We start from the raw sequence: 24,769 nt of genomic DNA, 5'->3' as shown, positions 1-24,769 counted from the left end.
CGTGGCCAAGGGTGCCACCTTCGCCGCGCTGCGCCACCGCAACTACCGGATCTGGGCCTTCGCCGGCTTCGTCTCCGTCATCGGGACGTGGATGCAGGTACTCGGTGTCAACTGGTACGTGCTGAAGGAGACCGGCTCCGCGACGTCCATGGGCTTTGCCGTGCTGCTCCAGGCGGCGCCCACGCTGCTGCTCAGCGTCTGGGGCGGTGTGCTGGCCGACCGGCTCCCCGCCCGTCCGCTGCTGATCACCGCCCAGGTGGCCCACGCCGCACTGGCCGCGGGGTTGGCAGCGGTCGCCCTGACCGGCGTCGGCGGCCTGCCGGTGATCTTCGCAATCTCCCTGTGCACCGGCGCCGTCTCGGCGATCGAGGGCCCGGTGATGGGGCGCTGGGCATCCACGCTGGTGGACCGGGAGACGCTCGGCAACGCGCTGGCGCTCGGCTCGCTCACCAACTCCGCCGGCCGCATCCTCGGCATGAGCCTCGGCGCCGTCGTGGTGGCCGCCGTCGGCCCCGCGCTGCTCTTTGGCATCAACGCGGCGAGCTTCGCCGCCGTGGTGGTGGCGCTGTTCGCCGTACGCCCGGCGAGCCTGCAGGATCAGCCGGAGGCGGTGCCGGACGGTGGTTCGAGCCACCGGGGCGGCGCACGGGCCGGGTTCGCCTACCTGCGCCGGCAGCCGGTGCTGCTCCTCGCGCTCGCCCTCTCTTTCGTGCTCGGCAGCCTCGGCCGCAACTACCAGGTGACGATGGCCGCGATGAGCGACGGGCCGCTCGCCGCCGGGGCGTCCGGCTACGGGTTCCTGTCGACCGTCTTCGCGGTCGGGACGGTGGTGGGCGCGCTCGTCGCGGCCCGCAGGCGCACCCTGGGCTACCGGACGCTGGTCGCCGCGGGCCTGCTGGCCAGCGGGCTGCAGATCATCGCCGGCCTCGCTCCGGGAACCTGGAGCTTCGCCGCCGTGATCCTGCCGATCGCCGCCGCCGCCGTGGTCATCGACACCACCGTCGGCACCCGCGCCCAACTCGACACCGACGCTGCGATGCGCGGCCGGGTACTCGCCGCGTTGGCGGTGACCGGCTCGGTCTCCGCCGCGGTCGGCGCGCCGCTGCTCGGCTGGCTCGCCGAACACGCCGGACCCCGGCAGACACTCGTCCTGGCCGGATCCGTCGCGGCGATCGCCACGACGGCGGCGGCGGTGGCCCTGGACCGGCAGCGCGGTCGCCGACTGCCCGGACGGGTCGCCCAGGTGCTGGTCGCGCCGCCGCTGCGGCGTCCGGTACGGCAGGTGGCGCGGACGGCGGCCCGCATCGTCCGGCCCGCCGGGGCGCTCGGTGGCGTCCGGTCGACGCCACGTCCGGTGCCGGCGAGCCGGGGTCGGTCGATCCGGCTGGCCGCCTGGGAGTGCCCCGTCTGCGCATCGTCGCCCGCTCCGAGTCGACCGGCGCAGCCGCCTCGGGACGTCCGGCACGCCGCCGGGTGCGCCAGCCTGTGCTGACCGGCCCGGCTCGCGGGCGTCGCTGCCCCTGAGACAGCGGTCACCCCCGGCGGGCGGCCGACGGGACCGAATGATACGAAGATCATCGTTACGCTCCGATCATGGACATCGAGGAGCGGCTGCGGCGGACCCGCCGGTGGCTGTGGATCGTGCTGATCGGGCTCTTCCTGAGCGGTGTGACCGCGTTCCCGCTGGAGATCGAGGTGCGCTGGCTGCTGCGCGCGCTGGACCCGCTCGCCGGCCAACTGCCGGCGCTGGTCGACTGGATCGAGCGCGTCCACACCGGGCTCGTGACGGCCGGCGAGGACTACCCCTTCCTGCTCTATGGCACCGACTGGCTGGCCTTCGCCCACCTGGTGCTGGCGGTGGCGTTCTGGGGGCCGCTGCGCGACCCGGTGCGCAACGTCTGGGTGGTGCAGGTCGGCATGATCGCCTGCGCGGGGATCATCCCGCTGGCGCTGATCTGCGGCCCGATCCGAGACATCCCCTGGTTCTGGACGCTGATCGACCTTTCCTTCGCGGTCGGTGCGTTCCCGCCGCTCTGGTTCGCCTACCGGCACATCCGCGCCATCGAGGCGAGAACGGCCGAGACGGCCGGTGCCGCCCCGGTGCCGCTGCCCGCCTCACCGGGGCAGGCGTCCTGAATCCAGCGAGCGCCTGGCCTGTTTAGCCTGCGCCGCCGCTGTCTGCGCTCGTGTCGTCACATTCCTGAGGGCGGCTGCACCGGAGCGGGCACGGGCTCGGCACGGCTGGGCTCGGCTCGGCACGGCTGGGCTCGGCTCGGCTCGGCTGGGCTCGGCTCGGCTCGGCTCGGCTCGGCCCGGCTGGGCTCGGCCCGGCCCGGTGGGCTCGGCTGGGCTCGGCTCGGCTCGGCTCGGCCCGGCCCGGCTCGGTCGGCTGGGGTTGGCTGGGGTCGGCCCGGCCCGGCCCGGCTCGGGTCGTGCCTGTCGAGCTGCCCCATATCTGGACCGACGATCGCCGCGCATGAACGCGATGGGACGCCGCCCGCCATCCACCGGCACCATCCGCCGCCAGTCCGCCAGCGATCGCACCGTGTCAATCAAAGGCGATGGGACGGCGTCCGCGTCGCCGGTCCGGGCCATCGCAAGAGACCGGTGCAGTTGCCGGTGCGGTGCTGGTGCCGGCAGGCGCGGGAGTGCCCCATTTTTGGGGCAGCTCGACAGGCGTGTAGGGGGGTGGGTTGGACCCGCTGTGCCAGCGCAGCGAGGTGGCCGGGGCTGCCGGGAGGAACGCCGCGCGGGCGGACGGGGGGTGCCCCGTTATTGCGGCAGCTCGACAGGCACGCTGTGCGGTTCGGGGAGGCCCGCCGCGCGTGGGCGGCGGGCCTCCCAGCCGATGTCGGAACTCAGTGCATCAGTTCGTGGGCCTCACGGATCTTGGCCCAGGACTTCGGTTCGGCCGGCGGGGCCGCCTTGCGCGCGGCCGAGGCCACGTCGGGCCGGCCGGCGGTGAACAGCCAGGTGGTGAAGAGATCGTCCAGGTCCAGCCCGGAGATCCGCTCGGCCAGGGCCTGGAACTGCGCGATGGTGCCGTTGCCGTACCGGTGCTCTGCGGTCCAGGCAGGCAGGATCTCGAAGAACGCGTCGTCGCCGACCGCCAGCCGCAGCTGGTGCAGCGTCATGGCGCCCCGGTCGTAGACGGCGTTGTCGAAGACCCGACCGGCGCCCGGGTCACCCGGCAGCACCTGCCAGAACTCGGAGTCGGCCGGGTAGCTGGCATAGGTGAAGTCGAACACCTCCTGGGCGGTGCCCTCGCCCTGCTCCTCCGACCAGAGCCATTCGGCATACGAGGCGAAGCCCTCGTTGAGCCAGATGTTGCGCCAGTCGGCCACCGAGACAGAGTCGCCGAACCACTGGTGCGCGAGTTCGTGCGCCACCACGTACGTGTTGGCGCCGCGCCGCCAGAAGCCCGGGCCGTACACCGGTCGGGTCTGCGTCTCCAGCGCGAAGCCGATGCCGTCCACCGGCCCGGCCACGCCGCCCTGCGCCTCGAACGGGTACGGGCCGAAGATCCTGCTCTCCCAGTCGACGATCTCGGCGGTGCGCTCGATGCTGGCCCGCGCGGCCGGCCCGAGCTCGCCGAGCGAGGTGCTGTACGCGTTGATCACCGGCTGGCCACTCGGCGTGGTGTCGGTGACGATGTCGTACTGGCCGATGGCCATGAATGCCAGGTAGGTGGCGGTGGGGGAGGTGGTCCGCCAGATCCACCGGGTGCGGTTGCCGGCCTCGGCCAGCGGCGGCCGTGGCTGCACGCCGTTGCTGATCACCTCGACGCCGGTGGGCACCGACACGGAGATGTCGAAGGTGGCCTTGTCCAACGGGTGGTCGTTGCTCGGGAACCACCACCACGCCGACTCCGGCTCGTTGACCGCCAGCGCCCCGTCGTCGGTACGCGTCCAGCCGGTGTAGCCGTTGACCAGGGTCTCCGACGGGATGCCGTCGTAGCGCACCACGATGGTGAGCTGCTGGCCCCGGGTCACCGTGCGAGCCGGGGTGACCACCAGCTCGTGCGCGCCCGCGGTGCTGGTGCTCGCTGCCCAGCCGTTGACCCGCACCGACTCGACGCCGAGCAGGAAGTCCAGGTTGAACCGGGAGAGGTCCTGGGTGGCGGTGGCGAGGATGGTGGTGGTGCCGGTGAGCCGGTCGGTGGCCGGGTCGTAGCGCAGCCGGACGTCGTAGTGCGAGACGTCGTAGCCGCCGTTGCCGTAGTCGGGGAAGTAGCTGTCGCCCAGGCCGGGCGCGCCGGGTTGCGGCGCGACCGTGACCCGGCGACAAGCTGCCGTCGACGACCCAGCTCTGCCAGATTCACGGCGTCTCCGCGATCGTCGTGCGCAACGCGATGCTCACCCTGAAGGCTGAGGGGCTCGTTGTCGGCGTGCCTGGCGTCGGCGTATACGTCGCCGAGCGCTGATCGCACTCGACTCCGTTTGAATCTCGGAAGGAAACTGCCCCTCTGAGGGGCCGAAACCTTCCAAGATTCACTGCTCTCGGGCTCACGAGTGAGCGAGCGGGCGGTCGCGGAGGGTGCGCGGATCTCGTACGCTCCCTTGTGGTCTCCGCCGGTGCGGTGGTGGAGGCGATGGTCGACCACGGGGAGGATGCGCGTGAGCGCAGCACAGATCATCGCGAGGTTGGCGGCGGCCTCGCAGAAGCTGGACGAGGCGAAGGCCAAGACCGCAGCGGCAGCGCAGGACGCCGCCGAAGCGCGGGCGCTGGTCGCCGGCGCGCTGGAGGGTGTGGCCGCCGGCCCGCTGATCGGCATGATCGACGCGTACCGTCAGGCTCTCGCGCAGGCGTCCCAGGGCGGCGACCCGGCCAAACAGCACGTCCAGGAGACGATCGCGAAGGTCCGCGCGCTGGGAAACTGACCACGGGTGGTGGTAGCACAACCCGCCATCCACCCGTGCGGCCTGCGATTCCGCGGCCGGAGCCGGCGGCGGGCCGGCCTGCTCGTCCTTCTCCGGACGCCCTGCAACCGCGTGAGCGGGAGTCTGAAGCGCCTCGATGGGAGCGTCGAGTGGACACGATCGTCGCCTACTCACCGCAAGGGGTTGGGCTGACCAGCGGCATGCTTGGTGTGTTGGTGGCACCGAACAAAATCGTGGGTGTTGCACTCGTGATCGCAGGATCCACTGTCGACACGGTTACGACATGGTGGGACAGGCGCCAGAAGCGGAGGAACGGCGATGCGGGTTGATGAGCGTGTGGAGGAGGCGGTTCGGGAGGCGTACCGTGCCGTGATTGCGAAGGATGGCGACCGTCTCGCATCGGCGCTTGCCGGCCTGAATGAGGACGAGGCGCAGAGGGCCGTGCGCTATGCCGTCTTCGTCGTCGGCTTCATCGTCAACGACGTGTTCCGCAATGGCGCGACCGAGGCCGAACTGTCGGGACTGGCCGACAAGATCATTGCGAGCGAGTCTTCTTGGGTTGAACTCGGTCCTCGTGAAGACCTGGCCAGCCTCTTGTCGGCAGCGGCCGGCGGTGATGTCACTGCCACTTCGACCGCGCGCGCTGATGTCGTGGGTAACACCTTCGTGGTCGGTGGATTCCTGCTCACCAGCTTCCGGCTCGATGACCAGCGTTGGTGGGACTACCTCGACGAGATCTGGGCCGCGATGGAGGCGGCGGAGTGACGTCTGAACCAGACGGCCTAAGGCTGAGCGTGTCACTGTCGATCGGTGGTGCGATTCGATACCATCCTCAGTATGACCGGGTCCGTCAGCAAGAAATCCTTCTCGCTTCCGCAGGACGTCGCGGAGCGCTTGGAGCGTGAGCCCAACGCCAGCGCTTACGTCGTCGACGCGATTCGTGCCCGAATGCGTGCCGAGGATCTGGACGCCGAGTTGGCCCGACGTGGCATGACCGTCACTGCGGAAGGACGAGCTCGGGCCAGGGCTCAACGCGCCCAGGTCGAGCAGGAGTGGTCGCCTGGCCGTCGCGCCGCGCTGCGCGACCGGTCTCGCCGTGCGGCAGGGGAGTTGTTCGACGGTTCCGACAGCCAGGCGCCGGCGGCGTGATCGGCCCGGAGACGCCTCCGGTCAGGCTGGTGCTGGATCGGTCCGCGCTACTGGCCTACCTCGCCGGCTCGATGGACGTTGCCGAACCCATTCACGAGATCGCCCAGGACGGCGTGCGGTTCGGTGTGCCGGCCGTGGTCGCCGCCGAGGTCCTGGCGGTGGTGGACGATCCGGGTGACAGGGCGGTACTCCACCGGCTGCTGGAACGTCCCGCGTGCGCAGTGCTGCCGACGTGGGGCGAGGACTGGCAGGAGTTGGCCTACTGGCGGACCGTCACCGGCCGGGTCGATCTCGCTGCCGCCGTGATGGCGGTGCTGGAGCACGACGCGTGCGTGCTGACCGGCGAGGGAAAAGCGTACGGCGATGGCGGTGACCTGCCGGTCATCCGCTTCCCCGCCTAGGTGACTGACTCTCGGCGCGAGCCGTCGAGAGGAATCACTCGTCTCCGGCGGGGTGCACCAGCCGGAAGCGCTTGGTCAGCACCAACGTGTCGTCGTTCACGGTGAAACCAGGGTCGCCCAGCTCCGCCCGAACCTCCGCACTGTGCCAGAACCTCTCGTGACCGGCCCGCCACTGCGCCACTGACTCATCACCCTCACCCTCGTCGAGGGCGTGCTGAAGGTCCACGTCCGCGAGCCGGACCACCCGCACCTCGGTCACCTCGATCGCCGCGACCCGCCGTTCCTGCGAGTCCACCACCGCCATTCGCTGGCCGACCCGGGGCAACGGCTCGTTCTCGCGCTCGTATCCGAGCAGCAGGCCAGAGGTCGTGGTCTTCGCGCCGGACAGGATCGCGGCCACCAGTTGATCCCGTAGCGGCCCGGGGAACGCGAACTCCACCAATGGCAGATCATCGAGTTTCATGCCGTACATGCTTCCCCGGCCGGTCCGCAGAGGTGGCCCCGGGTCACCTGCCGACAAGCTCAGCGAGTCACGCGGATCGTTTCGTCGAACTGCAGGAACTCACAGTTTTCCTGGGCACACAGTTCGAAGGATCCGGTGGCCAGCGCCACGCCCTTGTTGAAGGCGAAGCCGCCCGCCTCCGCAAACACCCGTCCCGTCACAGCCTGAGGCTCGCCCGTGCAGGAGACAGGCGCCCAGCCCGACCCATACGCCACCCGGTCGCCCGACCGCTGCCTGAGGATCAGCTCCGAGCCGCCGGACATGCCGTTTTGGCATGTCACGGTAAGGGTGAGGTCCACGGCGACGCCTCGCGCGACCAGAGTCGCCGACGTGACATCGACGGTGCTCGCCGCGCTCGCCGGCGTCGGCGCAAGCAACACGAACAGCGACAGCCCGAGCAGTGCGATGGTGGTTGCGATGCGGCGCACAGTCGTTCTCCTTGTCGGAGTGGGTGCTTACCTGCGGTCACCATAGCGCTCATCGACGCTCTTGTATCGACCCCTGTCGCGAGGGCGTCGTCATCACCGTCCAGATCGGCCTCAGGAGGCCGTGCGGATGACCGGCGTCAGACGCGTTCGACGATGACCACGGGGATCTCGCGGTCGGTGTCCTTTTGATAGCGGGCGTACGTCGGGAAGACCGCCGTCATCACGGGCCACAGCCGGGCGCGTTCCTCGGCTGTCGCGGTGCGGGCGCGTCCGGTGAACCGCTCGGCGTCGACCTGGATCTCCACCGCGGGGTCGGCGTTCAGATTCAGGTACCAGGCGGGGTGCTTCGCCGCGCCGCCGGCCGACGCCGCCAGCAGATAGCTGTCGCCGTCACGGCCGTAGATCAGCGCGGTCCGGTGCAGCCTCCCGGACCGGCGGCCCCGCGTGGTGAGCAGCAGTGCCGGGTACCCGTGGTATTTACCGCCGTCGGCGCCGTCGGTCTCCACGTAGCGCCGGATGTGGCTGGCGACCCAGCCGACAGGGCTGTCCTCGATCGTCTCGTCCTGCTCAGCCGCGGTCACGGGACCACCTCCTCGGCGGAGCGTAGCCGTCCAGGGAGTGTCGGGGTGGCCCCGCGAAGGGCGGCTGAGCGCGGGGCGGGGCAGTGACAGCAGCCCTCTGACCTCAGACCGCGTCGTAGGCGTCACGGCTCACATCCGTGAATATCGACAGTGTTGCGCGTGCAGGTCGTCGCGGTCGGAAACGGGGCAGGCAGCATGAGCTGCCTGCCCCGTTCCGACCCGGGGGCCGGTGCGGTTCAGCGGGTCGACGGCATGGTGGCGAACTCGCCGGCTAGCTCCGACTCGACGATCGTCGCGGTGGACGGCCGGCGACCGGACGTCGCCCGCCGGGCGGACGGGACGGCCAGGGCCGCGAGCGCGGCGGCCAGGGCGATCGCGGTGAGGACCAGAAAGCCCATCGTGAAGCCGGCCTCCCGGGGCAGGCCGTTGGCCTGCGGGTGGGCGGTGATCACGCCGCTGACCACGGCGGCGCCGATCGCGCCGCCGATGGTGCGGATGTTGGCGTTCATGCCGGTCGCCACGCCGGTCTGGCTGGCGGGCACGCTGCCCACGATCAGGTTGGCCATCGAGGCGAAGGCCAGGCCGATGCCGAGGCCGACCAGGCCACCGGCGATGGCGACCTCCCAGCGGGTGTCGTGCGCGAGGGCCAGCATCGCCGAGGCGGCCACGTTGAACGCGGCACCGGTGGCGAGCTGCGCCTTCGCGCTGAAGACCGCCTGGAGCCGGCCGGCGACCAGGCCGGCGATGAACATCGCGACCAGCATCGGCAGCATGAGCAGGCCGGCCTGGCTGATGGTGGCGCCGAAGCCGTAGCCCGCGGCCGTCGGGGTCTGCACGAACTGCGGGAGGAACGCGTACACGGAGAACATCGACGCGCCGTAGAGCAGGGCGACCAGGTTGGTGGTCCAGACGCCGGGCAGCCGCATCATCCGCATGTCGATCAACGGGTTGGTCGACCGAACCTCGGCGACCAGCCAGCCGACCAGCAGCACCACGGCGAGCGCCAGCAGGCCGAGCACCCGGCCGGAGGTCCAGCCCCAGGCAGCGCCCTGGCTGATCGGCAGCAGCAGTGCGACCAGCCAGCCGGAGAGCAGCAGGGTGGCCCGCCAGTCGATCCGCCCGGGGGTACGCACCGGCGACTCGGGCACGAACAGGTGGGCGGCGACGGCGGTCAGCCCCACCACGACCATCGGGATCCAGAACAGCCACCGGTAGTCCAGTGCGGCCACGATCGGGCCCGCGAGGACGACGCCCAGGCCACCGCCGGCGGCGACGATCGCCGAGATGGCGGCGACGGCGGAGGAGACCCGCGCGGCGGGGAACTCGTCACGGATGATGCCGAACGACAGCGGGAATACCGCCCCGCCGACACCCTGCACGACCCGGGCGATGATGAGCACGCTGATGTTCGGCGCGATGGCGGCCAGCAGACAGCCGATGGCGAGCGCGGCGAGCGAGACGACCAGCATCCGCTCCTTGCCGACCATGTCGCCGACCCGGCCGAGGATCGGCGTGAAGATCGACGCCGACAGCAGGTAGGCGGTCAGTACCCAGGTCACGGTGTTCTGGGAGGTGTGCAGATCGTGCTGGATGGTCGGCAGCACCGGGGTGATCAGCGACTGGAGCATCGCGAAGAACCCGGCGCCGGCGGCCAGCACGGAGAAGGTGAGCCGACGCGAGCCGCGTCGGGAGGTCACTGCCACGAAAGGAAACTCCCTGATTGGCGTACGGAAGGAGGTTTTGACGCCCGTCGTGCGCGGCGGGCAGGCTGTCGGGTCCGGGCGATCGGGTGGCCAGGCGGATCGGGCGGTCCCGAGGTAAGCTAACCGGAGGTATGCCTCCGGGATTCCGGAGGGGTGCCTCCACTAAGCTAGCGGAGGGTTCCCTCCGGATGCAACCAAGGTGAGGTGACGCACGTCATGACCAGCGCGGGGCAGGTGCCCGAGGTCTTCGCCCGGCGGCCCAAGCGGGCTGACGCGCGGCGCAACTACGACGCGCTGGTGGCCGCTGCCCGCGAGGCGTTCGCCGAAAACGGCGCGTCCGCATCGCTGGAGGACGTGGCCCGCCGAGCCGGCGTCGGCATCGGCACCCTCTACCGGAACTTCGCCAACCGCCAGGAGCTGTTCGAGGCCGTCTACGTCGAGGAGGTCCGGACACTCTGCCGGTCCGCCGAGGACCTGGCCGAACTGCCCCCGTGGGACGCCCTCGTGGCCTGGCTGCACCGGTTCGTCGCGTACGTGGCCACCAAGCGGGCGCTCGCCGAGGAACTGCTGCGCGACTCCGAGGTCTTCCGGAGCTGTCGGACAGAGATCTACGCCGCCGGCGAGCCGATGATGCACCGTGCCCAGGCGGCCGGGACGGTCCGCGAGGACGTCGGCTTCGACGACGTGGTGCGGCTGATCAGCGGCCTCACCATGGCCCAGTTCCCGTCGACCGAGCAGCGCGACCGGGTGCTTGGCGTGGCCCTCGACGGCCTGCGGCCCGCGCCCGCCGCCCACTGACTCATCCGCCGCGCTGGCGGGCTGACCGGCGACGTGTCGAGCTGATCGGCGACGCTCGGTGCGCCATCGTGCCGGCGTCAGTGGTCGACGAGCAGTAGCCACTCGTCGTCGAGCCGTTCGACCGTCGTCCCGGCGGGCCAGGCGTGTCCGCCGCCGGCCGCCGCCCGCGCCTGGTCGACCTGCGGCGGCTGGCCGAACTGGGCGCCGTCGAACCTGCCCGCGCCGTGGAACCGGGCCCGGCCGAAGTTCGCCGCCCCCTCGAAACGCGCCTGCTCGAAGCACGCGTCGGCCGCGAACACGGTCCACCGGAAGAGGGCCATGTCCGCGAAACGGACCGAGCGGAACCCCGCGTACCCGGCGAACTCGGTGTGCTCCATGGACAGGCCGCCGAGGAACGTGGCCTGCCGGAACCTGCTCCCGTCGCCGAAGCGGGTCGCGTCGAAGCTGGTCGGCTGGTGGAAGGTCGCCCGGTGAAATGACGTCGGGCCGGCGAAGCGGCACCGCCGACAGGACAGGCCGGCGGTGAAAACGGCCCGGTCGAAGCTGGCTTGACCGTCGAAGCGGGCGTCGTCCAGGACCACCTCCGCCTCGGCGGTGAGGTCGTCGAAGGTGACGTCGCCGAAGGTCGCCCCGAGGCGGAGCCGCCCCCGGGCGGTCGCGCCGGCGAAGCTGGTGACACCGGTGAACACCGCCCCGGTGAAGTCCGCGTCGACCAGCGTGCAGCCGGCGGCGTCGAAATCGACCAGTCGGGCCCCGGTCAGATCAAGCGTGATCTCCGGCCAGTGGGCCGGGCCGTCCGCGCGCAGGTGCCGGGTGAGCACCCGCTGCGCGGTGCGTCGGACCTCCGTCTCGCGCGGCTCGTCGTCCGGCGCCGGCATGCGCAGGTACGCGCAGAGCACCGCCGCGATCGTCGGCCGCTGCGCCGGATTGTCCTGGCCGAGGCGTTCCAGCGCGTGCAGCCCGCCGAGGCGTACCGCGGCGCTGTCGTTGCCGAGCAGCTCGACAGCGCGGGTGTAGAGCTCGGTCAGCCGGCGCTCGGCGGCGTCGTGCTCGGCCGCTCCGGACTGCCGGTCCTGGTGCCGCTGCGCGACCTCGGCCGCCGACTCGGCGTGCGCCTGCACCCGGTCCCGGTGGGCCTGGTCCCGGGCGGCGACGCTCTCCTGGTGCCGCTGGGCGCGTTCGGTGATCCACTGCCGGCGGGCGGCCAGCAGGAGCGCCAGCCCGCCACCGGTGCCGGCGACCACGGTCAGGCCGGTGCGGATCGCGTCGATGCGCAGCGTGGCGCGGGTGTCCGGCTGGGTGGCCCGGTCAGCCTCGGTGAGCAGCAGGTCCAGCACCAGCCAGCCCAGGGCGGCAGCGAGGAGCAGGCCGACCAGGACCAGCCACCACGGCATCACCCGCAACTGGCGCTCGGTGGGTTCGTCGGCGGCCACGGCCACAGCATGCCATCCGCCGTTCCGAGCCGGGGTACGCGCGGCCGGCCGGGCGTCCGATGTGGAGTTCGCCGATTTGCCGGTTTGCGCCCTCGCCGGAACAACGGGTTACCGGCGCGTAACAAGTCATTGACGTTTCCAAATTGTTGCGCGCATCATCGTCGCACGGTCGATCGGACACCCCCACCCACCTGCCCGGCTCGCCGGGTGCCTCCCCCCGGAGGTGCAGCCATGCTGCTCCGAAAGACCGCCCTCGTCCTGGCCCTCGCCACCGCCGCCCTGCTTGCCACCACCGCCACGGCCACCGCCGCCCCCGCTGAACCCGCCGCACCCGCCGCACCCGCGGCCGCCCCGGTTGCCGCCGCCGCGGCGGCCAACCCCGTCATCGTGGTCGGCGGGCTCACCGGCGTCGCCGTCGCGTACGAGCCGATCGCCGCCCGACTGCGCGCCGACGGCTACCGGACCTTCATCTACCAACTCCCCGGGCTGGGCTTCGGCGACATCCCCACCTCCGCCCGGGCGTTCGCCACCTACGTCGGCCAGGTGCGCGCCAGCACCGGCGCGGCCACCGTGGACGTCGTGGGTCACTCCGAGGGTGGCTTGGTCGCCCGCTACTACCTCAAGCGGCTCGGCGGCACCGCCAACGTCGGCCGGTACGTCAGCCTCGGCTCGCCGCAGTACGGCACCTACGTGGCGAACATCCTGGCGTTCTTGGGCCTCGGCAGCTGCGCCGGCGTCGTGGCCTGCCAGCAGATGACCATCGGCTCGGCCTTCCTCGCCGACCTCAACGCCGGCGACGACACCCCGGGCGCGGTGCGCTACACCACCATTCGCACGCTGCAGGACGAGCTGGTCCGGCCGACCGGGAACGCCGCCGTTAACGACGGCGCGACCAACGTGCTGATCCAGGCGTACTGCCCGGTGCGGGTGGTCGGGCACCTCGGGTTGGTGCTCGACGGCACCTCGTACACCATCGTGCGCGGCGCCCTGGCCGACGGCCCGGTGCGACCCAACTGCCTCGCGCTCTGACCCGGTCCGCGCGGGTGGCCCCGGCCGGGACCACCCGCGCGCCGCACGCCACCGGCGTCGGTCGGGTTTTCAGCTCGCCTTGGCCAGCGCCTCGAACTCGTCATCGGTGAGCCGCACGTCGCCCGCGGCCACGTTCTCCTCCAGGTGCGCCACCGAGGACGTACCGGGGATCGGCAGCATCACCGGCGACCGGCGCAGCAGCCAGGCCAGCGCGAGCTGCGCGGGCGTCGCGCCGTGCGCGGAGGAGATAGCGTCCAGCGGGCCGCCCGGGCGGGCCAGCTCACCGGTGGCGATCGGGAACCACGGGATGAACGCGATGTCGTTGCGCTCGCAGTACTCCAGCACGTCCTCGGCGCTGCGGTTCGCGAGGTTGTACAGGTTCTGCACCGACGCGATCGTGGTGATCGCGCGGGACTCCTCGATCTGCGCGACGCTCACCTCGGACAGTCCGATGTGCTGGATCTTGCCCTCCTGCTGCAACAGCGCCAGCTCGCCCAGCTGGTCGGCGAGTGGCACCTGCGGGTCGATCCGGTGCAGCTGGTAGAGCGGGATGGTGTCCAGGCCGAGGTGACGCAGGCTCAGCTCGCACTGCTGGCGCAGGTACTCCGGGCGGCCCACCACGCGCCAGTCGCCCGGCCCGGCCCGGGTGAACCCACCCTTGGTCGCGATGACCAGATCATCGGCGTACGGGTGCAGGGCCTCGCGGATCAGCAGCTCGGAGACGAACGGGCCGTACGAGTCGGCGGTGTCGATGAAGGTCACGCCCAGCTCCACCGCCCGGCGCAGCACCCGGAGCGCCTCGGCCGGGTCCTTCGGGTCTCCCCAGACGCCCGGCCCGGTGATCTGCATGGCCCCGTAGCCGAGCCGGTTCACGGTGACGTCGCCCCCGATCCGGTACGTGCCGGAAGCCTTCGCGGGCTGCTTGCTGATGTCGGTCGCCATACGCGGATCCCCAATCGTTGTCGTCGCGGCGGGATGGAAACCTCCACCACCAGGTGATCATCCCCCGGAATCCGACCGTCATACCGGGTGTCGGCCGACTGTGTGCGGCGACACGGCACGACCGGATCCGCGTCGCCTTACCGCTAGCGCCCACCGTGTCCGGTCTGCTACGCCTGATCCCAATCGGTGTGGCCGGTCGGGGGAGGCACGATGTGGCGACGGTTCAGGTCGGACCCGGTGGATCGGCTGCGGGCGCGGCTGGACCGCTTCGGCACGACCAGGGACGCTCGCGCGGTGCTCGACTCCGGGGCGATGCGCGACGCCGAGGCGGTCAAGGAGCTGGTGACCTCCACGCCCCCCGACGGGTCGCTGTCGGAGTCGGTCGTCGATGGCCTCTTCCTGCTCGCCTGTCTGCACTGGTACCGCTACCAACTGCTGCCGCCCGGTGAGGACGCCGACGATCTCGGCCGGGCGGTCACGCTCACCGAGATCCTGCTGCGCATCGCCCCGCAGCTGGTACCGCCGTCGCTGCTGGCGCTGCTGCATGCGCACCGACCGCCGTCGGACACCGGCCGGGTCCCCGACCAGCGCGGCCCCGGCGGGCCGACGTCCGCGCCGACCCGTTCCGACCGGGGCGCCGGTCCCGGTCGCAGCGGGCGTACGGCCGGGTCGGCCTCCGGCGAGGCCGGCGCGCTGTTCCTCGAAGCCGTCATGCTGATGGGCGGCGCGGAGACCAACCGCGACTACCGGGTCGCCGACCGGGCGGCGGCGCTGCTGCAACGAGCGGTGGACGGCACGCCAGCGGGCGAGCCGGAGCGGCTGCACTACCTGTCCGCCCTCGGCAAGGTGCACCGCGACCAGTTCCGGCACCTCGGCCGGCGGAGTGCCCTGCCGCCCGCCATCGAGGCGCACCGGGAGAGCCTGGAGTCCACCCCGGCCGGTGACCCGGAACGTCCGACCCGGCTGTTCAACCTCGGCAACGTGCTCGGCGACCGGTACGAGGTCGACGGCGCGCCGGCGGACCTGGACGAGTCGATCACGCTGCTGCGCGACGCCGCCCGGGCCGCCGGCGTCAGCCCGTCGGTGCGTGCCATGGCGCGGGCCAACCTCGGGCAGCGGCTGCGGGACCGGTGGCGGCTGCGGAGCCGACCGGCCGACCTCGACGAGGCGGTCGACGCGTTCGCCGCGGCCCGAGCCGGCGGCGATCCCCGGGTCGCCGCGCTGCACGGCACCGCGCTCGCCGAACGGTTCCTGCGTGACCAGGCTCCGGCCGACCGGGATGCCGGGATCGAGGCGTACCGGGTGGCGCTGACCGGGTTCGGCGGGCTCGAACCGGACCTGGCCGGCACCGCACAGGCCGGCCTGGCCACCCTGCTCGCCGAGCGGCACCAGGCCGACGCCGCCCCGGACGACCTCGACGCGGCGATCGAGGCGTACCGGGCGGCCGCCGGTTCCGGCTCGCCACACGGCGGCTTGGATCCGGCCGAGATCCGGCGTGCGGTGGGCGGCCTGCTGGTGAGCCGGTACGAGCAGCGGCGGCGGACCGAGGACATCACCGAGGCGGTGCGGCTGCTGCGCGACGCGGTCACCGTCGCCAGGGAACCGGGTCAGCGGGCCCGCCGCCTCGCCGATCTCGGCTACGCGCTGGGCCGGGGGTACGCCGACCTGGGCGGGGTGACCGCGCTGCGGGCCGCCCGGGAGGCGCTCACCGAGGCGGAGTCGCTGGTTCCCCGTACCGACCCGCTGCACCATCAGGTGCTCAACAACCTGGGCAACACCCTGCGCGAGCTGTCCGACCTGGCGGGGGAACCGGCGCTGCTGGAGCCGGCCGCCGTGGCGCTGCGGGCCGCGGTCGCCGCCGTCGCGCCGGACGCCGTCCTGCTGCCCCGGTACCGCTCGAACCTGGGCCTGGTGTTGCAGGCCATGTTCGCCTCCACCCAGGACCTGGCCACCCTGACCGAGGCGATCCAGGTGCTGGCGCAGGTGACCGAGATCGCGCCGCCCGGGCACCCCGACCGGCTGCCGGCGTTGACCAACTACGGCTCCGCGTTGAACCGCCGGGTGGAGCTCGCCCTGGACGGCGCGCTGCCCGCCGGTGGCGAGCCCGCCGACCAGGTCGCGGCCGGCGTCGCCCGAGACTCCGAGGCCGCGGTGACCGCGCTCCGCGAGGCGGCGGAGCTGGCCGAGCGGGAGGCCGAGCCGGCCGAGTACGTCCAGGCGCTCGCCACCCTCGCCCTGGCCCACCTGCTGCGACACCGTCTGCACGACAACCCGACCGCCCTGGACGAGGCGATCCGGCTGCTGCAGCAGCTGAGCGAGCGCCCGCCATCGGTCGACGGGGAGCGGTACCGGGTCCTCACCAACCTCGGTAACGCGCTGGTGCTGCGCTACCAGGCCGGCCGGGACGACGCGGACGCCACCGCCATGCTCGCGGCCTACCGGGGAGCGGTCGAGGAGTTGCCGGCCGAGCATCCCGCCCGCACCATGTGCCTGAGCAACCTGGCCACCGCCCTGGAGGCGGTCGCGTCCTCCGCCGACGACCCGGTGACCGGCCCCGGCGCCGCCGCCGTGGCCGACTCTGCTGTCGCCGTCCCTGCTGCCGCCGATGATTCGGCCGTACTGGCCGAGGCGACCGCCGCGCTCCACGCCGCCGCAGCGGTGGAGTCCGCGCCGTCGCTGCTCCGGGCGAGTGCCGCCAGCCGGTACGCGGAACACGCCGCGGCGGCCGGCGACCTGCCGGCCGCGCTCGACGGGTACGCCACCGCGATCGAGCTGATCGACCTGGTGGCCTGGCACGGCATGGACTCCGACGACCAAACCCGCCTGCTCGGGCTGTTCCCCGGGCTGGCCAGCGACGCGGCGGCGGTCGCCATCGACCTCGACCGCCCGGAACGCGCCGTCGAGCTGCTGGAGTACGGCCGCGGCGTCCTGCTGACCCGGGCACACGACGCGAGCGCCGACCTGGCCGCGCTGCGCACGCGGGCCCCACGGCTGGCGGCCCGCCTCGTTGACCTTCAGGCCGCCCTCGACGGCTTCACCGCGCTGCCGCCCGCCGGCATCGACGGTCCGAGCAGCCGTGTGTCGGCCGGCCCGGTGTCGTCGGTCGACGCGGTGCCCCCGGGTGGGGTGCTGTCGCCGGCCGGGTGGGGGAGTGGCGTGGCGTCCGCCGAGGGTTCGGCGTCGACGGTCGGGGCTGGGCCGACCCCGGAGCAGCGGTACGACCTCGCCATGCGCCGCCGCGACCTGCTCGCCGTGATCCGCGACCAACCCGCCTTCGCCGACTTCCTCCGCCCGCCGCCGTTCGCCGCCCTGGCCCGGGCCGCTGTCGGTGGCCCGGTGGTGCTGGTCAACGTCGCCAGCCGGCGCTGCGACGCACTGGTGGTCGCCGACGGTCAGGTCACCGTGGTGCCGCTGCCCGGGCTGACCCTGGCCGACCTGCTCGCCCGGACGGCCGGTTTCCTGACCGCGATCGCGGTGCTCACCGGGGCGGCGACGCCGGACGGCCCGGAGCCGGCGGTGCAGCGCCGCCGGGCGGCGGCACGGACCGAGGTCGGCCAGACGCTGGACTGGCTGTGGGGGGTCGTCGCCGCACCGGTGCTCGACGCGGCCACCCCCGTCCCGGCACAGTCCGACTCGGCGGCCGCCGACCCGGACGGACCCGTACCGGAGGCCGGGGCGGACTGGCCACGACTGTGGTGGTGCCCGACCGGGCTGCTCACCCTGCTGCCGTTGCACGCGGCCGGCCCCCTCGACGGTGGTGACGGGGTGCTGGACCGGGTGGTCTCGTCGTACACCGCGTCGCTGCGGGCGCTGGCGCACGCCCGGCGCGGCGTCCCGGCCCGGCCCGAGCCGGTCGACTCGGCGCTGGTCGTCGGCATGCCGCAGACCCCCGGCCTGTCCGACCTGCCCGGCGTCGATCAGGAGGTGGAGATCGTCCGCCGGCACCTGCCGCGGGTCCGCTCACTGCTCGGCCCGGCGGCCACCCCGGCGGCGGTGCTCGCCGCGCTGCCCGGCCAGCCGATCGCCCACCTGTCCTGTCACGGCACCCAGGATCTGGGCGCCCCGGCCTGGGGTCGCCTCGCGCTGGCCGGCGGCCGGCTGCACGTGCGGGACCTGTGGCGGCCCGCGGGCAGCCCGGCCGCGCTGGCCGTCCTGTCCGCGTGCGAGACGGTGCGCGGCGGAGCGGCCCTGCCCGACGAGGCGCTCACCCTCGGCACCGCGTTCCAGCTCGCCGGGTTCCGGCACGTCATCGGCGCGCTCTGGTCCATCTCGGACGCGCTGACCGTGCGACTCTGCGCCGACCTGTACGCCGGCCTGGCGGTGCCCGGCGGGATCGCCCCGGACCGGGCGGCGGTGGCTCTGCACGAGGCCGTCCGCCGGCTCCGCGCCGCCCTGCCCGACCGGCCCGACACCTGGGCGAGCTACGCCCACCTGGGCCCCTGACCAGCTCAGACGTCAGGAAGAGCCCCTCCCGGAGCCGTCCTTACCTCTGGCCCGCAGAGACGGCGGCGGGCGGTGCCTGGCTGGCGGGCGCGTACCAGGTCACCCCCACCGCGGCGACCAGCAGAGCGGTGCAGAGCAGCACCAGCCGCACCCCGGTCCGCAGCGACCGGACCGCCGCCATCGCCTCCAGATGGTCGCCGAGCGGGGCCGGTGGGAGCGTCGCCACCGGGGTCACCGCCAGCCGTCCGTGCGCCGCGCGCAGCAGCGCCAGCGCCCCGCCCACGCCCGCCACCAGCGCGGCGAGCAGCAGGATGCCCACCAGCGCGCCCCACCCCGACGCGAGCGTGGTGACGTCGGTGCGGCCCCGGATCAAACTGAACCCGAACAGTGCCACCAGCAGCCCGCCGAGCCCGTTGCGCCAGGCCACCGCCGCGGCGCGGACCCGCTCCAGCTCGCCGCGCAGCAGCCCGGCCAACTGCTGCGCCCGGTGCAGGTCGGCGACGGTCGCGGGCGGCCCCGGGTGGAGCCGGATCACGCCTCGACCTCCAGCCGTAACGTCCAGTACGCGCCGCAGCCGCGCAGCCCGGTGGGGCGCGCGGGGTGGTCGGTCTCGCACTCGCAGAGCACCGTCCGGTAGCCGGGGTCCTGTGCCGCTGCCGGCGTGTCCCGCCGGTACAGCTCGTCGACCACCGTGCTGGTGGTCGTGTGGTCGCACCGCGGGCACCGCCCGCTGAGCAGCACGGCGAACTCGAACTCCCGCACCGTGAAACTCGCCGCGGTCTGCGCCGCGTACGCCTCGTCGGTGACCTCGGCGTACGGCAGCACGCCCGCCGCCGGTTCGTCGTCGCGCATCCCGACCTCCCCCTGCCCGCGCCCGGACCGTCCACCGTAGCCGGTACCGGCAGCCGGGTCGGCCGACGTGTCGGAGTGCCGCCAGCGACTGGTCGTTCGGGGCGTGCGGCGAGCCCGAGCACCCGTGTCGGCGGTCAGCGGGAGGTCCAACCGGGGCCAGTTGAGCGGAGCGACCGGTGCGACCGCCACCGGCGTGCGACGCTGGGCGCGTGCCGGCGACGCCGGCCCGGGCCGGCGCGTTCCCGGCCCGACGGCGGAGGGAGCACCCATGGCGGGAGTGCCGCAGGTCGACTTCGCGCTCGACACGTACGAGTGCATCGTGCTCTATCCCGGCGCGGCCGGACGGGCCCTGCCCTCCGAGACCGTGCAGCGGTTGCAGGCCGAGCACGCCGAGCACATGCAGGCGTTGCAGCGACGCGGGATCATCCTGGTCGCCGGCTCGATCGACGGGACCACCAGCAACCCGGAGCCGCCGATCGGCTTCGGGCTGGCCCGCACCGGCAGTGTCGACGACGTCCGCAGCGTGCTGGAGGCCGACCCGGCGGTGCAGGCCGGGCTCTACCGCATCGACGTGCTGACCTTTCTCTGCCCGGCCGGCTCGTTGGAGTTCCCGCTGGTCAAGACCCAGAGCTGACCGGTCGATCCATCGGCGGCTGTCGTGATGGTGACGGTGGTCGGCCGCCCGCCGGTGCTACGGTCGCGCCCACCGAGGACCGCCGTCGGGGTGCACCCGGCACCACCGGCCGGCCCCGGTCGAGGAGTCGCCATGAGCTCCGTCGCCAACCCCGATGTCGCCTCGGCCACCGCCCGGCTGCGCGCCCTGCTCGGTGACCGGCTCCACGAGCCGGGAGATCCCGGTTTCGCCGCCGCCACCCGCCTCTGGAACGCCGCCGTGGACCGCGCGCCCGCGCTGGTCGCCCGGTGCCTGGACGCCGAGGAGGTGGCCGGTGCGGTCGGCATCGCCGCCCGGTGCCACCTGCCGGTGTCGGTCCGCTCCGGCGGGCACGACTGGGCCGGTCGGGCGCTGCGTGACGGCGGGCTGGTGCTCGACCTGACCGGTTTGCGCGCGGTCCAGGTCGACCCGGACGCGGCCACGGTGACCGTGGCCGGCGGCGCCACCGCCGCCGACCTGCTGACCGCCACCCGCCCGTACGACCTGGTGGTGCCCACCGGGGTGGTTCGCGACGTGGGCATGGCCGGGCTCACCCTGGCCGGCGGGTACGGCCCGCTCTGCGGCCGGTTCGGCCTGGCCCTGGACAACCTGATCGGCGCGGAGGTGGTTCTCGCCGACGGCCGTCGGGTCGCCGCCGACCCCCGGCACGACGCCGAGCTGTTCTGGGCGCTGCGTGGCGGCGGCGGCAACTTCGGCGTGGTCACCGCGCTGCGCTACCAGGCACATCGGCTGCCCGCCATCCTCGCCGGCATGATCATGTTCGCGCTGGCCGAGGCGCCGGCCGTGCTGCGCGGGTACTCCGCGCTGCTCGCCGAGGCCCCGGACGAGCTCACCGTGATGGCGGGCTTCCTGCCCGGCCCGGCCGGCGAGCCGGTGATCTTCGTCTGCCCGTTCTACAGCGGTCCGGACCTGGACCTCGGGCGGCCCTGGGTGGACCGGTTGCGGGCGCTGGGCGTCCCACTGCTCGACCAGGTCGGCCCACTGCCGTACGCGGACGCGCTGCGGATGTTCGACGGCGGGATGGTCGACGGCAACCGCTACCTGCTGCGGACCCGCTGGCTGCCCACGCTCGCCGACGGTGCCGTGGACGCGCTGGTCGACGCCGCCCGGAAGGTCAGCTCGCCCTTCTCCGCGGTGGCCCTGCACCACTTCCACGGCGCGGCCAGCAGGGTCCGGCTCGCCGACACGGCGTTCGGCCTGCGCGCCGATCACCTGCTGACCGAGATCATCGCGGTGTGGCCGCCGGGCGGGGCGGCCGGGCCGCACCGGGACTGGGCCGAGCGCACCTCGGCGGCCCTCGCCCCGCACGCCCTGCCCGGGGGCTACCCGAACCTGCTCGCCCCGGAGGAGACCGACCGGGTCCGGCTGGCCTACGGCGCGAACTGGACGCGACTGCGCCGGGCCAAGCGGCGCTACGACCCGCGTGACCTGCTCACCGCGGTGCCCACCCTGCCGCCCACGGTGCACTCCGGGTGAGCCGCCGGCGGGAGCACCCCGAGGGTGTGTGCCAGCGGAGGCGTACGATTCCCGGCGCGCGGTCGCCGATGCCCGTCGCCACAACGTTCCCGGTGCGGTTCTGCCCGCCGGCCCGACGCGCACCGCGCGTTGTTGGACACACGTTCCGCTGCCTGCAAGGGGTCGGCCCCGGGTCCGACCTGAAGGAGAGACTAACCTGATGGGCGTGACACGCCGCGCGAAGATCGTCTGCACTCTTGGTCCCGCCACCTCGTCCCCGGAGCGCATCCGGGGCCTCGTCGAGGCCGGCATGAACGTGGCGAGGCTCAACTTCAGCCACGGCAGCCACGCTGACCACGAGGCGGTCTACCGACTGGTCCGGGAGGCGTCCGAGGCGGCCGGTAAGCCGGTGGCCGTCCTCGCCGATCTTCAGGGTCCCAAGATCCGGCTCGGCCGGTTCGCCGACGGCCCGCACGAGTGGCGCACCGGCGACTCGGTCGTGATCACCGGCGACGAGATCATCGGCACCAAGGATCGGGTCTCCTGCACGTACAGCAAGCTGCCGCAGGAGGTGAAGCCCGGTGACCGGCTGCTGATCGACGACGGCCGGGTCGCCGTCGAGGTCACCGACGTCACCGGCAACGACATCCGCTGCCTGGTCACCGAGGGTGGCCCGGTCTCCAACAACAAGGGCGTCTCGCTGCCCAACGTGGCGGTCAGCGTGCCCGCCATGTCGGAGAAGGACGCCGAGGACCTGCGCTTCGCCCTGGGGCTCGGCGTCGACCTGGTCGCCCTCTCCTTCGTCCGCTCGGCCGAGGACATCAAGCTCGTGCACGGCATCATGGCCGAGGAGGGCGTGTTCCGGCCGGTGCTGGCCAAGGTCGAGAAGCCGGAGGCGGTGGAGCACCTCGAGGCCATCGTGCTCGCCTTCGACGGCGTCATGGTCGCCCGCGGTGACCTCGGTGTCGAGATGCCGCTGGACGAGGTTCCGCTGGTGCAGAAGCGGGCCGTGCAGCTCTGCCGGGAGAACGCCAAGCCGGTCATCGTGGCCACCCAGATGCTCGACTCCATGATCGAGAATTCCCGCCCCACCCGGGCAGAGGCCTCCGACGTGGCCAACGCGGTGCTCGACGGCGCGGACGCGGTGATGCTCTCCGGCGAGACCAGCGTGGGCAAGTACCCCGTGCTGACCGTCAGCACCATGGCCAAGATCGTGATGACCACCGAGTCCGGCTCGATCGGGGTGCCCCGGTTGCAGCACGACCCGCGTACCCACGGTGGCGCGCTCACCGTGGCCGCCTCGTCGATCGCCCGGGCCATCAACGCCAAGGCACTGGTCGCCTTCTCGCAGACCGGTGACACCGTCCGGCGGTTGTCCCGGCTGCACTGCGACCTGCCGCTGCTGGCCTTCACCCCGGTCCCCGAGGTGCGCGACCAGCTCGCCCTGACCTGGGGCGTGGAGACCTTCCTGATGCCGTTCGTGCAGCACACTGATGACATGTTCCGTCAGGTCGACCAGGCGCTGCTCGGTCTCAACCGGGCCAACCCGGGTGACTACGTGGTGATCGTGGCGGGCAGCCCGCCCGGCACTCCCGGCTCGACCAACACGCTGCGCGTACACCAGCTCGGCTCACTGGTCGACGCGGCGTCGGCGCGGGCGCTGCAGTGAGCGACAACCCGGTCGCGGTCGGCCAGGCGGCGGTGGACCAGCTGCTGGAAGTGCTGGACCTCGACCCGATCGGGGAGATGACCTTCCGGGGGATGAGCCCCCCGGTCGGCCCGCAGCGGGTGTACGGCGGCCAGGTCGCGGGCCAGGCCCTGGTCGCCGCCGGCCGTACGGTCGACCCGGAGCGGTTCGTGCACTCGTTGCACGGCTACTTCGTCCGCCCCGGCGACCCGGTCGAGCCGATCGAGTACCAGGTGGAGAACATCCGCGACGGTCGGTCGTTCTCGGTCCGCCGCGCGGTCGCGCTCCAGCACGACAAGCCGATCTTCTTCATGTCGGCGTCCTTCCAGCGGGCCGAGGAGGGTCTGGACCACCAGGCCACGTCTCCGCTGGACGTGCCCGCGCCGCAGGACGTGCCGACGATGTCCGACCGCCTCGCCCGCTACCCGGAGCGGCTGGGCATCTGGGGTCAGATCCCGCGTCCGATCGACGTGCGCTACGTCGGTGAGCCCGGCTGGGTCCGCCCGGGCGACCGGCCCGCCGACCCGCACCAGAGGGTGTGGATGCGCATCGACGGCAAGCTGCCGGACGACCCGCTGCTGCACGCCTGCGCGCTCACCTACGCCTCCGACCTCACCCTGCTGGACTCGGTGCTCTCCATGCACGGCGAGGTGTGGGGGCCGGGCGGTGTCGTCGGCGCGAGCCTCGACCACGCGCTCTGGTTCCACCGGCCGTTCCGCGCCGACGAGTGGTTCCTCTACGACTGCTGGAGCCCGTCGGCGTCCGGAGCGCGCGGGCTGGCCACCGGCCGGATGTTCACCACCGACGGCGCGCAGATCGCCAGCGCCGTCCAGGAGGGTCTGCTGCGCCGCGTCGGCGCGTGAGGCTGTCGGTCATCCCCGCCAGGCATGCACCTGCACCTGGGTGCGTCTTGGCGGGGACGACTGTCTGGGCGAGCCATCACGGCTGATGGATGGCCTCGCCGGCGATCTCGATCTGCACGGTCTTCCCCACCAGAACTCCGCCACTTTCGAGCAGGACGTTCCAGAGCAGACCGTAGTCCTCGCGGTTGATTTCCGCTGTCGCGCTGAATCCGAAAATGTTCTGTCCGTACGGATCGCGACGGGCGCCACCGAAATTCACCTGAAGGTCGACCGCGCGGGTGATCCCCTTCACCGTCAACTCGCCGGTGAGGACGAATCGGTCCGGAGCGGGTTCGGACTGTGGCGGGACATTGTGACTTCTGCCTCTTCCGCCGAGTCGGTGGTTTCGTAGCCGGGCCCACTGGAAGATCGGGTCTTCGTTGCCCTTCCAGTTGATGCCCGTGCTTCGATATTCGAGGGTGGGAAAGCGTTCCACGTCAAGGAAATCGGCACTCATCAGGTGCGTGTCCCGGTCAGTGCTCCCGGTGGTGATGCTCGCCGTCTCGATGGTCGCGGTCACCGAGGAGAGCAGGGGATCCTCCGCCACGTAGAGCTGCGCCGTCGCCTTGGCGAACTCGCCGCGCACCGGGCTCACCATCATGTGCCGGGACAGGAAACCGATCCGCTTGTGCGCCTGATCGAGCTGATAGGTGCCGGCCACCGGGATGGTCATGCCGTCCCAGGTGCGTGTCGCGATATCGGTCATCGTGTTGCCTTCCCCCCGAGCTGTACCCGGGTGTTTATCAATATGCTGCCGGGGCCCGCGCAAACGGTCAGACAGTCGTACTTCACGCCCAGCATAAGGACGCTCTGGAGCAGCTGTCGGGGCCCCACCTAACGGTGGTTCATGACGCACTTCACCATTTCCCGAAGCCCTCCGGCGACGGGTATGAGCAGACCGGGTTTTCGTC

The 24,769-nt window shown here is 72.6% G+C and carries 24 protein-coding genes and 1 pseudogene; 15 read left to right on the top strand and 10 right to left on the bottom strand.

The genetic code is table 11. The annotated features are described in order from the left end of the window. Nucleotide 1 precedes the first annotated feature (1 nt). Both OG470_RS34520 and OG470_RS34515 read left to right on the top strand, forming a co-directional pair. The gene (locus OG470_RS34520; RefSeq protein ID WP_328418827.1) at nt 2–1,492 is read left to right on the top strand and encodes an MFS transporter; all 1,491 of its coding nucleotides are present in this window, start codon (nt 2–4) and stop codon (nt 1,490–1,492) included. Between the two features lie 101 nt (nt 1,493–1,593). Further along, a complete protein-coding gene (locus OG470_RS34515) occupies nt 1,594–2,136 on the top strand; it encodes a hypothetical protein (protein ID WP_328418826.1) in 543 nt (180 codons plus the stop codon). A gap of 722 nt (nt 2,137–2,858) precedes the next feature. Here OG470_RS34515 and OG470_RS34510 read toward each other — a convergent pair. Continuing rightward, complete coding sequence (locus tag OG470_RS34510) at nt 2,859–4,244, bottom strand: M1 family metallopeptidase (RefSeq protein ID WP_328426780.1); 1,386 nt, start codon at nt 4,242–4,244, stop codon at nt 2,859–2,861. Nucleotides 4,245–4,276: 32 nt separating this feature from the next. On the opposite strand from OG470_RS34510, the pseudogene OG470_RS34505 reads away from it, so the two are divergent. From OG470_RS34505 to OG470_RS34480, 6 genes and pseudogenes are all read left to right on the top strand, one after another. After that, nucleotides 4,277–4,423, top strand: a pseudogene (locus tag OG470_RS34505) (GntR family transcriptional regulator); the annotation flags it as partial. A 193-nt stretch (nt 4,424–4,616) separates the two neighbouring features. After that, the gene (locus tag OG470_RS34500; RefSeq protein ID WP_121657199.1) at nt 4,617–4,880 is read left to right on the top strand and encodes a DUF6244 family protein; all 264 of its coding nucleotides are present in this window, start codon (nt 4,617–4,619) and stop codon (nt 4,878–4,880) included. Between the two features lie 149 nt (nt 4,881–5,029). Then, nucleotides 5,030–5,209 (top strand): hypothetical protein, encoded by a 180-nt coding sequence (locus OG470_RS34495; RefSeq protein ID WP_328418825.1) that lies wholly within the window; start codon nt 5,030–5,032, stop codon nt 5,207–5,209. Further along, nucleotides 5,199–5,645 (top strand): hypothetical protein, encoded by a 447-nt coding sequence (locus tag OG470_RS34490; protein WP_328418824.1) that lies wholly within the window; start codon nt 5,199–5,201, stop codon nt 5,643–5,645. The genes OG470_RS34495 and OG470_RS34490 overlap by 11 nt, the downstream gene beginning before the upstream one ends. A gap of 72 nt (nt 5,646–5,717) precedes the next feature. Continuing rightward, entirely contained in the window at nt 5,718–6,029 is a 312-nt protein-coding gene (locus OG470_RS34485) for a hypothetical protein (RefSeq protein WP_328418823.1), read from the top strand. 71 nt (nt 6,030–6,100) lie between these two features. Further along, a complete protein-coding gene (locus OG470_RS34480; protein WP_328426778.1) occupies nt 6,101–6,430 on the top strand; it encodes a hypothetical protein in 330 nt (109 codons plus the stop codon). Nucleotides 6,431–6,464: 34 nt separating this feature from the next. Here the strand turns inward: OG470_RS34480 and OG470_RS34475 are convergent, their stop codons facing one another. The 4 genes from OG470_RS34475 to OG470_RS34460 all read right to left on the bottom strand — a co-directional run bounded on the left by OG470_RS34475 (nt 6,465) and on the right by OG470_RS34460 (nt 9,644). Beyond that, entirely contained in the window at nt 6,465–6,893 is a 429-nt protein-coding gene (locus tag OG470_RS34475; RefSeq protein WP_328418822.1) for an ASCH domain-containing protein, read from the bottom strand. 59 nt (nt 6,894–6,952) lie between these two features. Beyond that, nucleotides 6,953–7,360, bottom strand: a complete 408-nt coding sequence (locus tag OG470_RS34470) for a hypothetical protein (RefSeq protein ID WP_328418821.1) — start codon at nt 7,358–7,360, stop codon at nt 6,953–6,955. A 137-nt stretch (nt 7,361–7,497) separates the two neighbouring features. Then, complete coding sequence (locus OG470_RS34465; RefSeq protein ID WP_328418820.1) at nt 7,498–7,941, bottom strand: nitroreductase family deazaflavin-dependent oxidoreductase; 444 nt, start codon at nt 7,939–7,941, stop codon at nt 7,498–7,500. Nucleotides 7,942–8,177: 236 nt separating this feature from the next. Next, nucleotides 8,178–9,644 carry an MFS transporter gene (locus OG470_RS34460; RefSeq protein ID WP_328418819.1) on the bottom strand — a complete coding sequence of 489 codons (1,467 nt, stop codon included), beginning with the start codon at nt 9,642–9,644 and terminating at the stop codon, nt 8,178–8,180. A 216-nt stretch (nt 9,645–9,860) separates the two neighbouring features. Between OG470_RS34460 and OG470_RS34455 the strand changes: the two genes are divergently transcribed. Beyond that, nucleotides 9,861–10,442, top strand: coding sequence for a TetR/AcrR family transcriptional regulator (locus OG470_RS34455; RefSeq protein ID WP_328418818.1), 582 nt, complete (start codon nt 9,861–9,863; stop codon nt 10,440–10,442). 77 nt (nt 10,443–10,519) lie between these two features. On the opposite strand, the gene OG470_RS34450 is transcribed toward OG470_RS34455, so the two are convergent. Continuing rightward, nucleotides 10,520–11,875 carry a pentapeptide repeat-containing protein gene (locus OG470_RS34450; protein WP_328418817.1) on the bottom strand — a complete coding sequence of 452 codons (1,356 nt, stop codon included), beginning with the start codon at nt 11,873–11,875 and terminating at the stop codon, nt 10,520–10,522. Between the two features lie 231 nt (nt 11,876–12,106). On the opposite strand from OG470_RS34450, the gene OG470_RS34445 reads away from it, so the two are divergent. Then, complete coding sequence (locus tag OG470_RS34445) at nt 12,107–12,904, top strand: esterase/lipase family protein (protein WP_328418816.1); 798 nt, start codon at nt 12,107–12,109, stop codon at nt 12,902–12,904. A gap of 69 nt (nt 12,905–12,973) precedes the next feature. Here OG470_RS34445 and OG470_RS34440 read toward each other — a convergent pair whose 3' ends face one another. Beyond that, nucleotides 12,974–13,846: an aldo/keto reductase gene (locus OG470_RS34440; protein WP_328418815.1), complete on the bottom strand. Its 873-nt coding sequence runs from the start codon at nt 13,844–13,846 to the stop codon at nt 12,974–12,976. A 210-nt stretch (nt 13,847–14,056) separates the two neighbouring features. Between OG470_RS34440 and OG470_RS34435 the strand changes: the two genes are divergently transcribed. Further along, nucleotides 14,057–18,289, top strand: coding sequence for a CHAT domain-containing protein (locus OG470_RS34435; protein ID WP_328418814.1), 4,233 nt, complete (start codon nt 14,057–14,059; stop codon nt 18,287–18,289). A 40-nt stretch (nt 18,290–18,329) separates the two neighbouring features. Here the strand turns inward: OG470_RS34435 and OG470_RS34430 are convergent, their stop codons facing one another. Next, complete coding sequence (locus OG470_RS34430) at nt 18,330–18,824, bottom strand: hypothetical protein (RefSeq protein WP_328418813.1); 495 nt, start codon at nt 18,822–18,824, stop codon at nt 18,330–18,332. Continuing rightward, nucleotides 18,821–19,141 carry a hypothetical protein gene (locus OG470_RS34425; RefSeq protein WP_328418812.1) on the bottom strand — a complete coding sequence of 107 codons (321 nt, stop codon included), beginning with the start codon at nt 19,139–19,141 and terminating at the stop codon, nt 18,821–18,823. The genes OG470_RS34430 and OG470_RS34425 overlap by 4 nt, the downstream gene beginning before the upstream one ends. Before the next feature lie 268 nt (nt 19,142–19,409). Between OG470_RS34425 and OG470_RS34420 the strand changes: the two genes are divergently transcribed. The 4 genes from OG470_RS34420 (at nt 19,410) to OG470_RS34405 (ending at nt 23,819) form a co-directional block, all read left to right on the top strand. Next, nucleotides 19,410–19,775, top strand: coding sequence for a YciI family protein (locus OG470_RS34420; RefSeq protein WP_328418811.1), 366 nt, complete (start codon nt 19,410–19,412; stop codon nt 19,773–19,775). Between the two features lie 132 nt (nt 19,776–19,907). Next, complete coding sequence (locus OG470_RS34415) at nt 19,908–21,290, top strand: FAD-binding oxidoreductase (RefSeq protein WP_328418810.1); 1,383 nt, start codon at nt 19,908–19,910, stop codon at nt 21,288–21,290. Between the two features lie 199 nt (nt 21,291–21,489). Beyond that, nucleotides 21,490–22,938: a pyruvate kinase gene (pyk, locus tag OG470_RS34410; RefSeq protein WP_328418809.1), complete on the top strand. Its 1,449-nt coding sequence runs from the start codon at nt 21,490–21,492 to the stop codon at nt 22,936–22,938. After that, the gene (locus tag OG470_RS34405) at nt 22,935–23,819 is read left to right on the top strand and encodes an acyl-CoA thioesterase (protein WP_328418808.1); all 885 of its coding nucleotides are present in this window, start codon (nt 22,935–22,937) and stop codon (nt 23,817–23,819) included. Before pyk ends, OG470_RS34405 begins: the two co-directional genes overlap by 4 nt. A 76-nt stretch (nt 23,820–23,895) precedes the next feature. On the opposite strand, the gene OG470_RS34400 is transcribed toward OG470_RS34405, so the two are convergent. After that, nucleotides 23,896–24,564: a YceI family protein gene (locus OG470_RS34400; RefSeq protein WP_328418807.1), complete on the bottom strand. Its 669-nt coding sequence runs from the start codon at nt 24,562–24,564 to the stop codon at nt 23,896–23,898. Nucleotides 24,565–24,769: the final 205 nt, after the last annotated feature.

Origin of the sequence: Micromonospora sp. NBC_00389, from assembly GCF_036059255.1 — a bacterium.
Lineage (GTDB): Bacteria > Actinomycetota > Actinomycetes > Mycobacteriales > Micromonosporaceae > Micromonospora.
This window is presented reverse-complemented; position numbering and strand designations above follow the sequence as displayed.

What these genes read in the sequence shown, in the direction of transcription:
- OG470_RS34515 (WP_328418826.1), top strand. Translation starts at nt 1,594, where the DNA reads ATGGACATCGAGGAGCGGCTGCGGCGGACCCGCCGGTGGCTGTGGATC.
- OG470_RS34490 (WP_328418824.1), top strand. Translation starts at nt 5,199, where the DNA reads ATGCGGGTTGATGAGCGTGTGGAGGAGGCGGTTCGGGAGGCGTACCGT.
- OG470_RS34485 (WP_328418823.1), top strand. Translation starts at nt 5,718, where the DNA reads ATGACCGGGTCCGTCAGCAAGAAATCCTTCTCGCTTCCGCAGGACGTC.
- OG470_RS34480 (WP_328426778.1), top strand. Translation starts at nt 6,101, where the DNA reads ATGGACGTTGCCGAACCCATTCACGAGATCGCCCAGGACGGCGTGCGG.
- OG470_RS34475 (WP_328418822.1), bottom strand. Translation starts at nt 6,893, where the DNA reads ATGAAACTCGATGATCTGCCATTGGTGGAGTTCGCGTTCCCCGGGCCG.
- OG470_RS34455 (WP_328418818.1), top strand. Translation starts at nt 9,861, where the DNA reads ATGACCAGCGCGGGGCAGGTGCCCGAGGTCTTCGCCCGGCGGCCCAAG.
- OG470_RS34445 (WP_328418816.1), top strand. Translation starts at nt 12,107, where the DNA reads ATGCTGCTCCGAAAGACCGCCCTCGTCCTGGCCCTCGCCACCGCCGCC.
- OG470_RS34440 (WP_328418815.1), bottom strand. Translation starts at nt 13,846, where the DNA reads ATGGCGACCGACATCAGCAAGCAGCCCGCGAAGGCTTCCGGCACGTAC.
- OG470_RS34435 (WP_328418814.1), top strand. Translation starts at nt 14,057, where the DNA reads ATGTGGCGACGGTTCAGGTCGGACCCGGTGGATCGGCTGCGGGCGCGG.
- OG470_RS34425 (WP_328418812.1), bottom strand. Translation starts at nt 19,141, where the DNA reads ATGCGCGACGACGAACCGGCGGCGGGCGTGCTGCCGTACGCCGAGGTC.
- OG470_RS34420 (WP_328418811.1), top strand. Translation starts at nt 19,410, where the DNA reads ATGGCGGGAGTGCCGCAGGTCGACTTCGCGCTCGACACGTACGAGTGC.
- OG470_RS34415 (WP_328418810.1), top strand. Translation starts at nt 19,908, where the DNA reads ATGAGCTCCGTCGCCAACCCCGATGTCGCCTCGGCCACCGCCCGGCTG.
- pyk (WP_328418809.1), top strand. Translation starts at nt 21,490, where the DNA reads ATGGGCGTGACACGCCGCGCGAAGATCGTCTGCACTCTTGGTCCCGCC.
- OG470_RS34400 (WP_328418807.1), bottom strand. Translation starts at nt 24,564, where the DNA reads ATGACCGATATCGCGACACGCACCTGGGACGGCATGACCATCCCGGTG.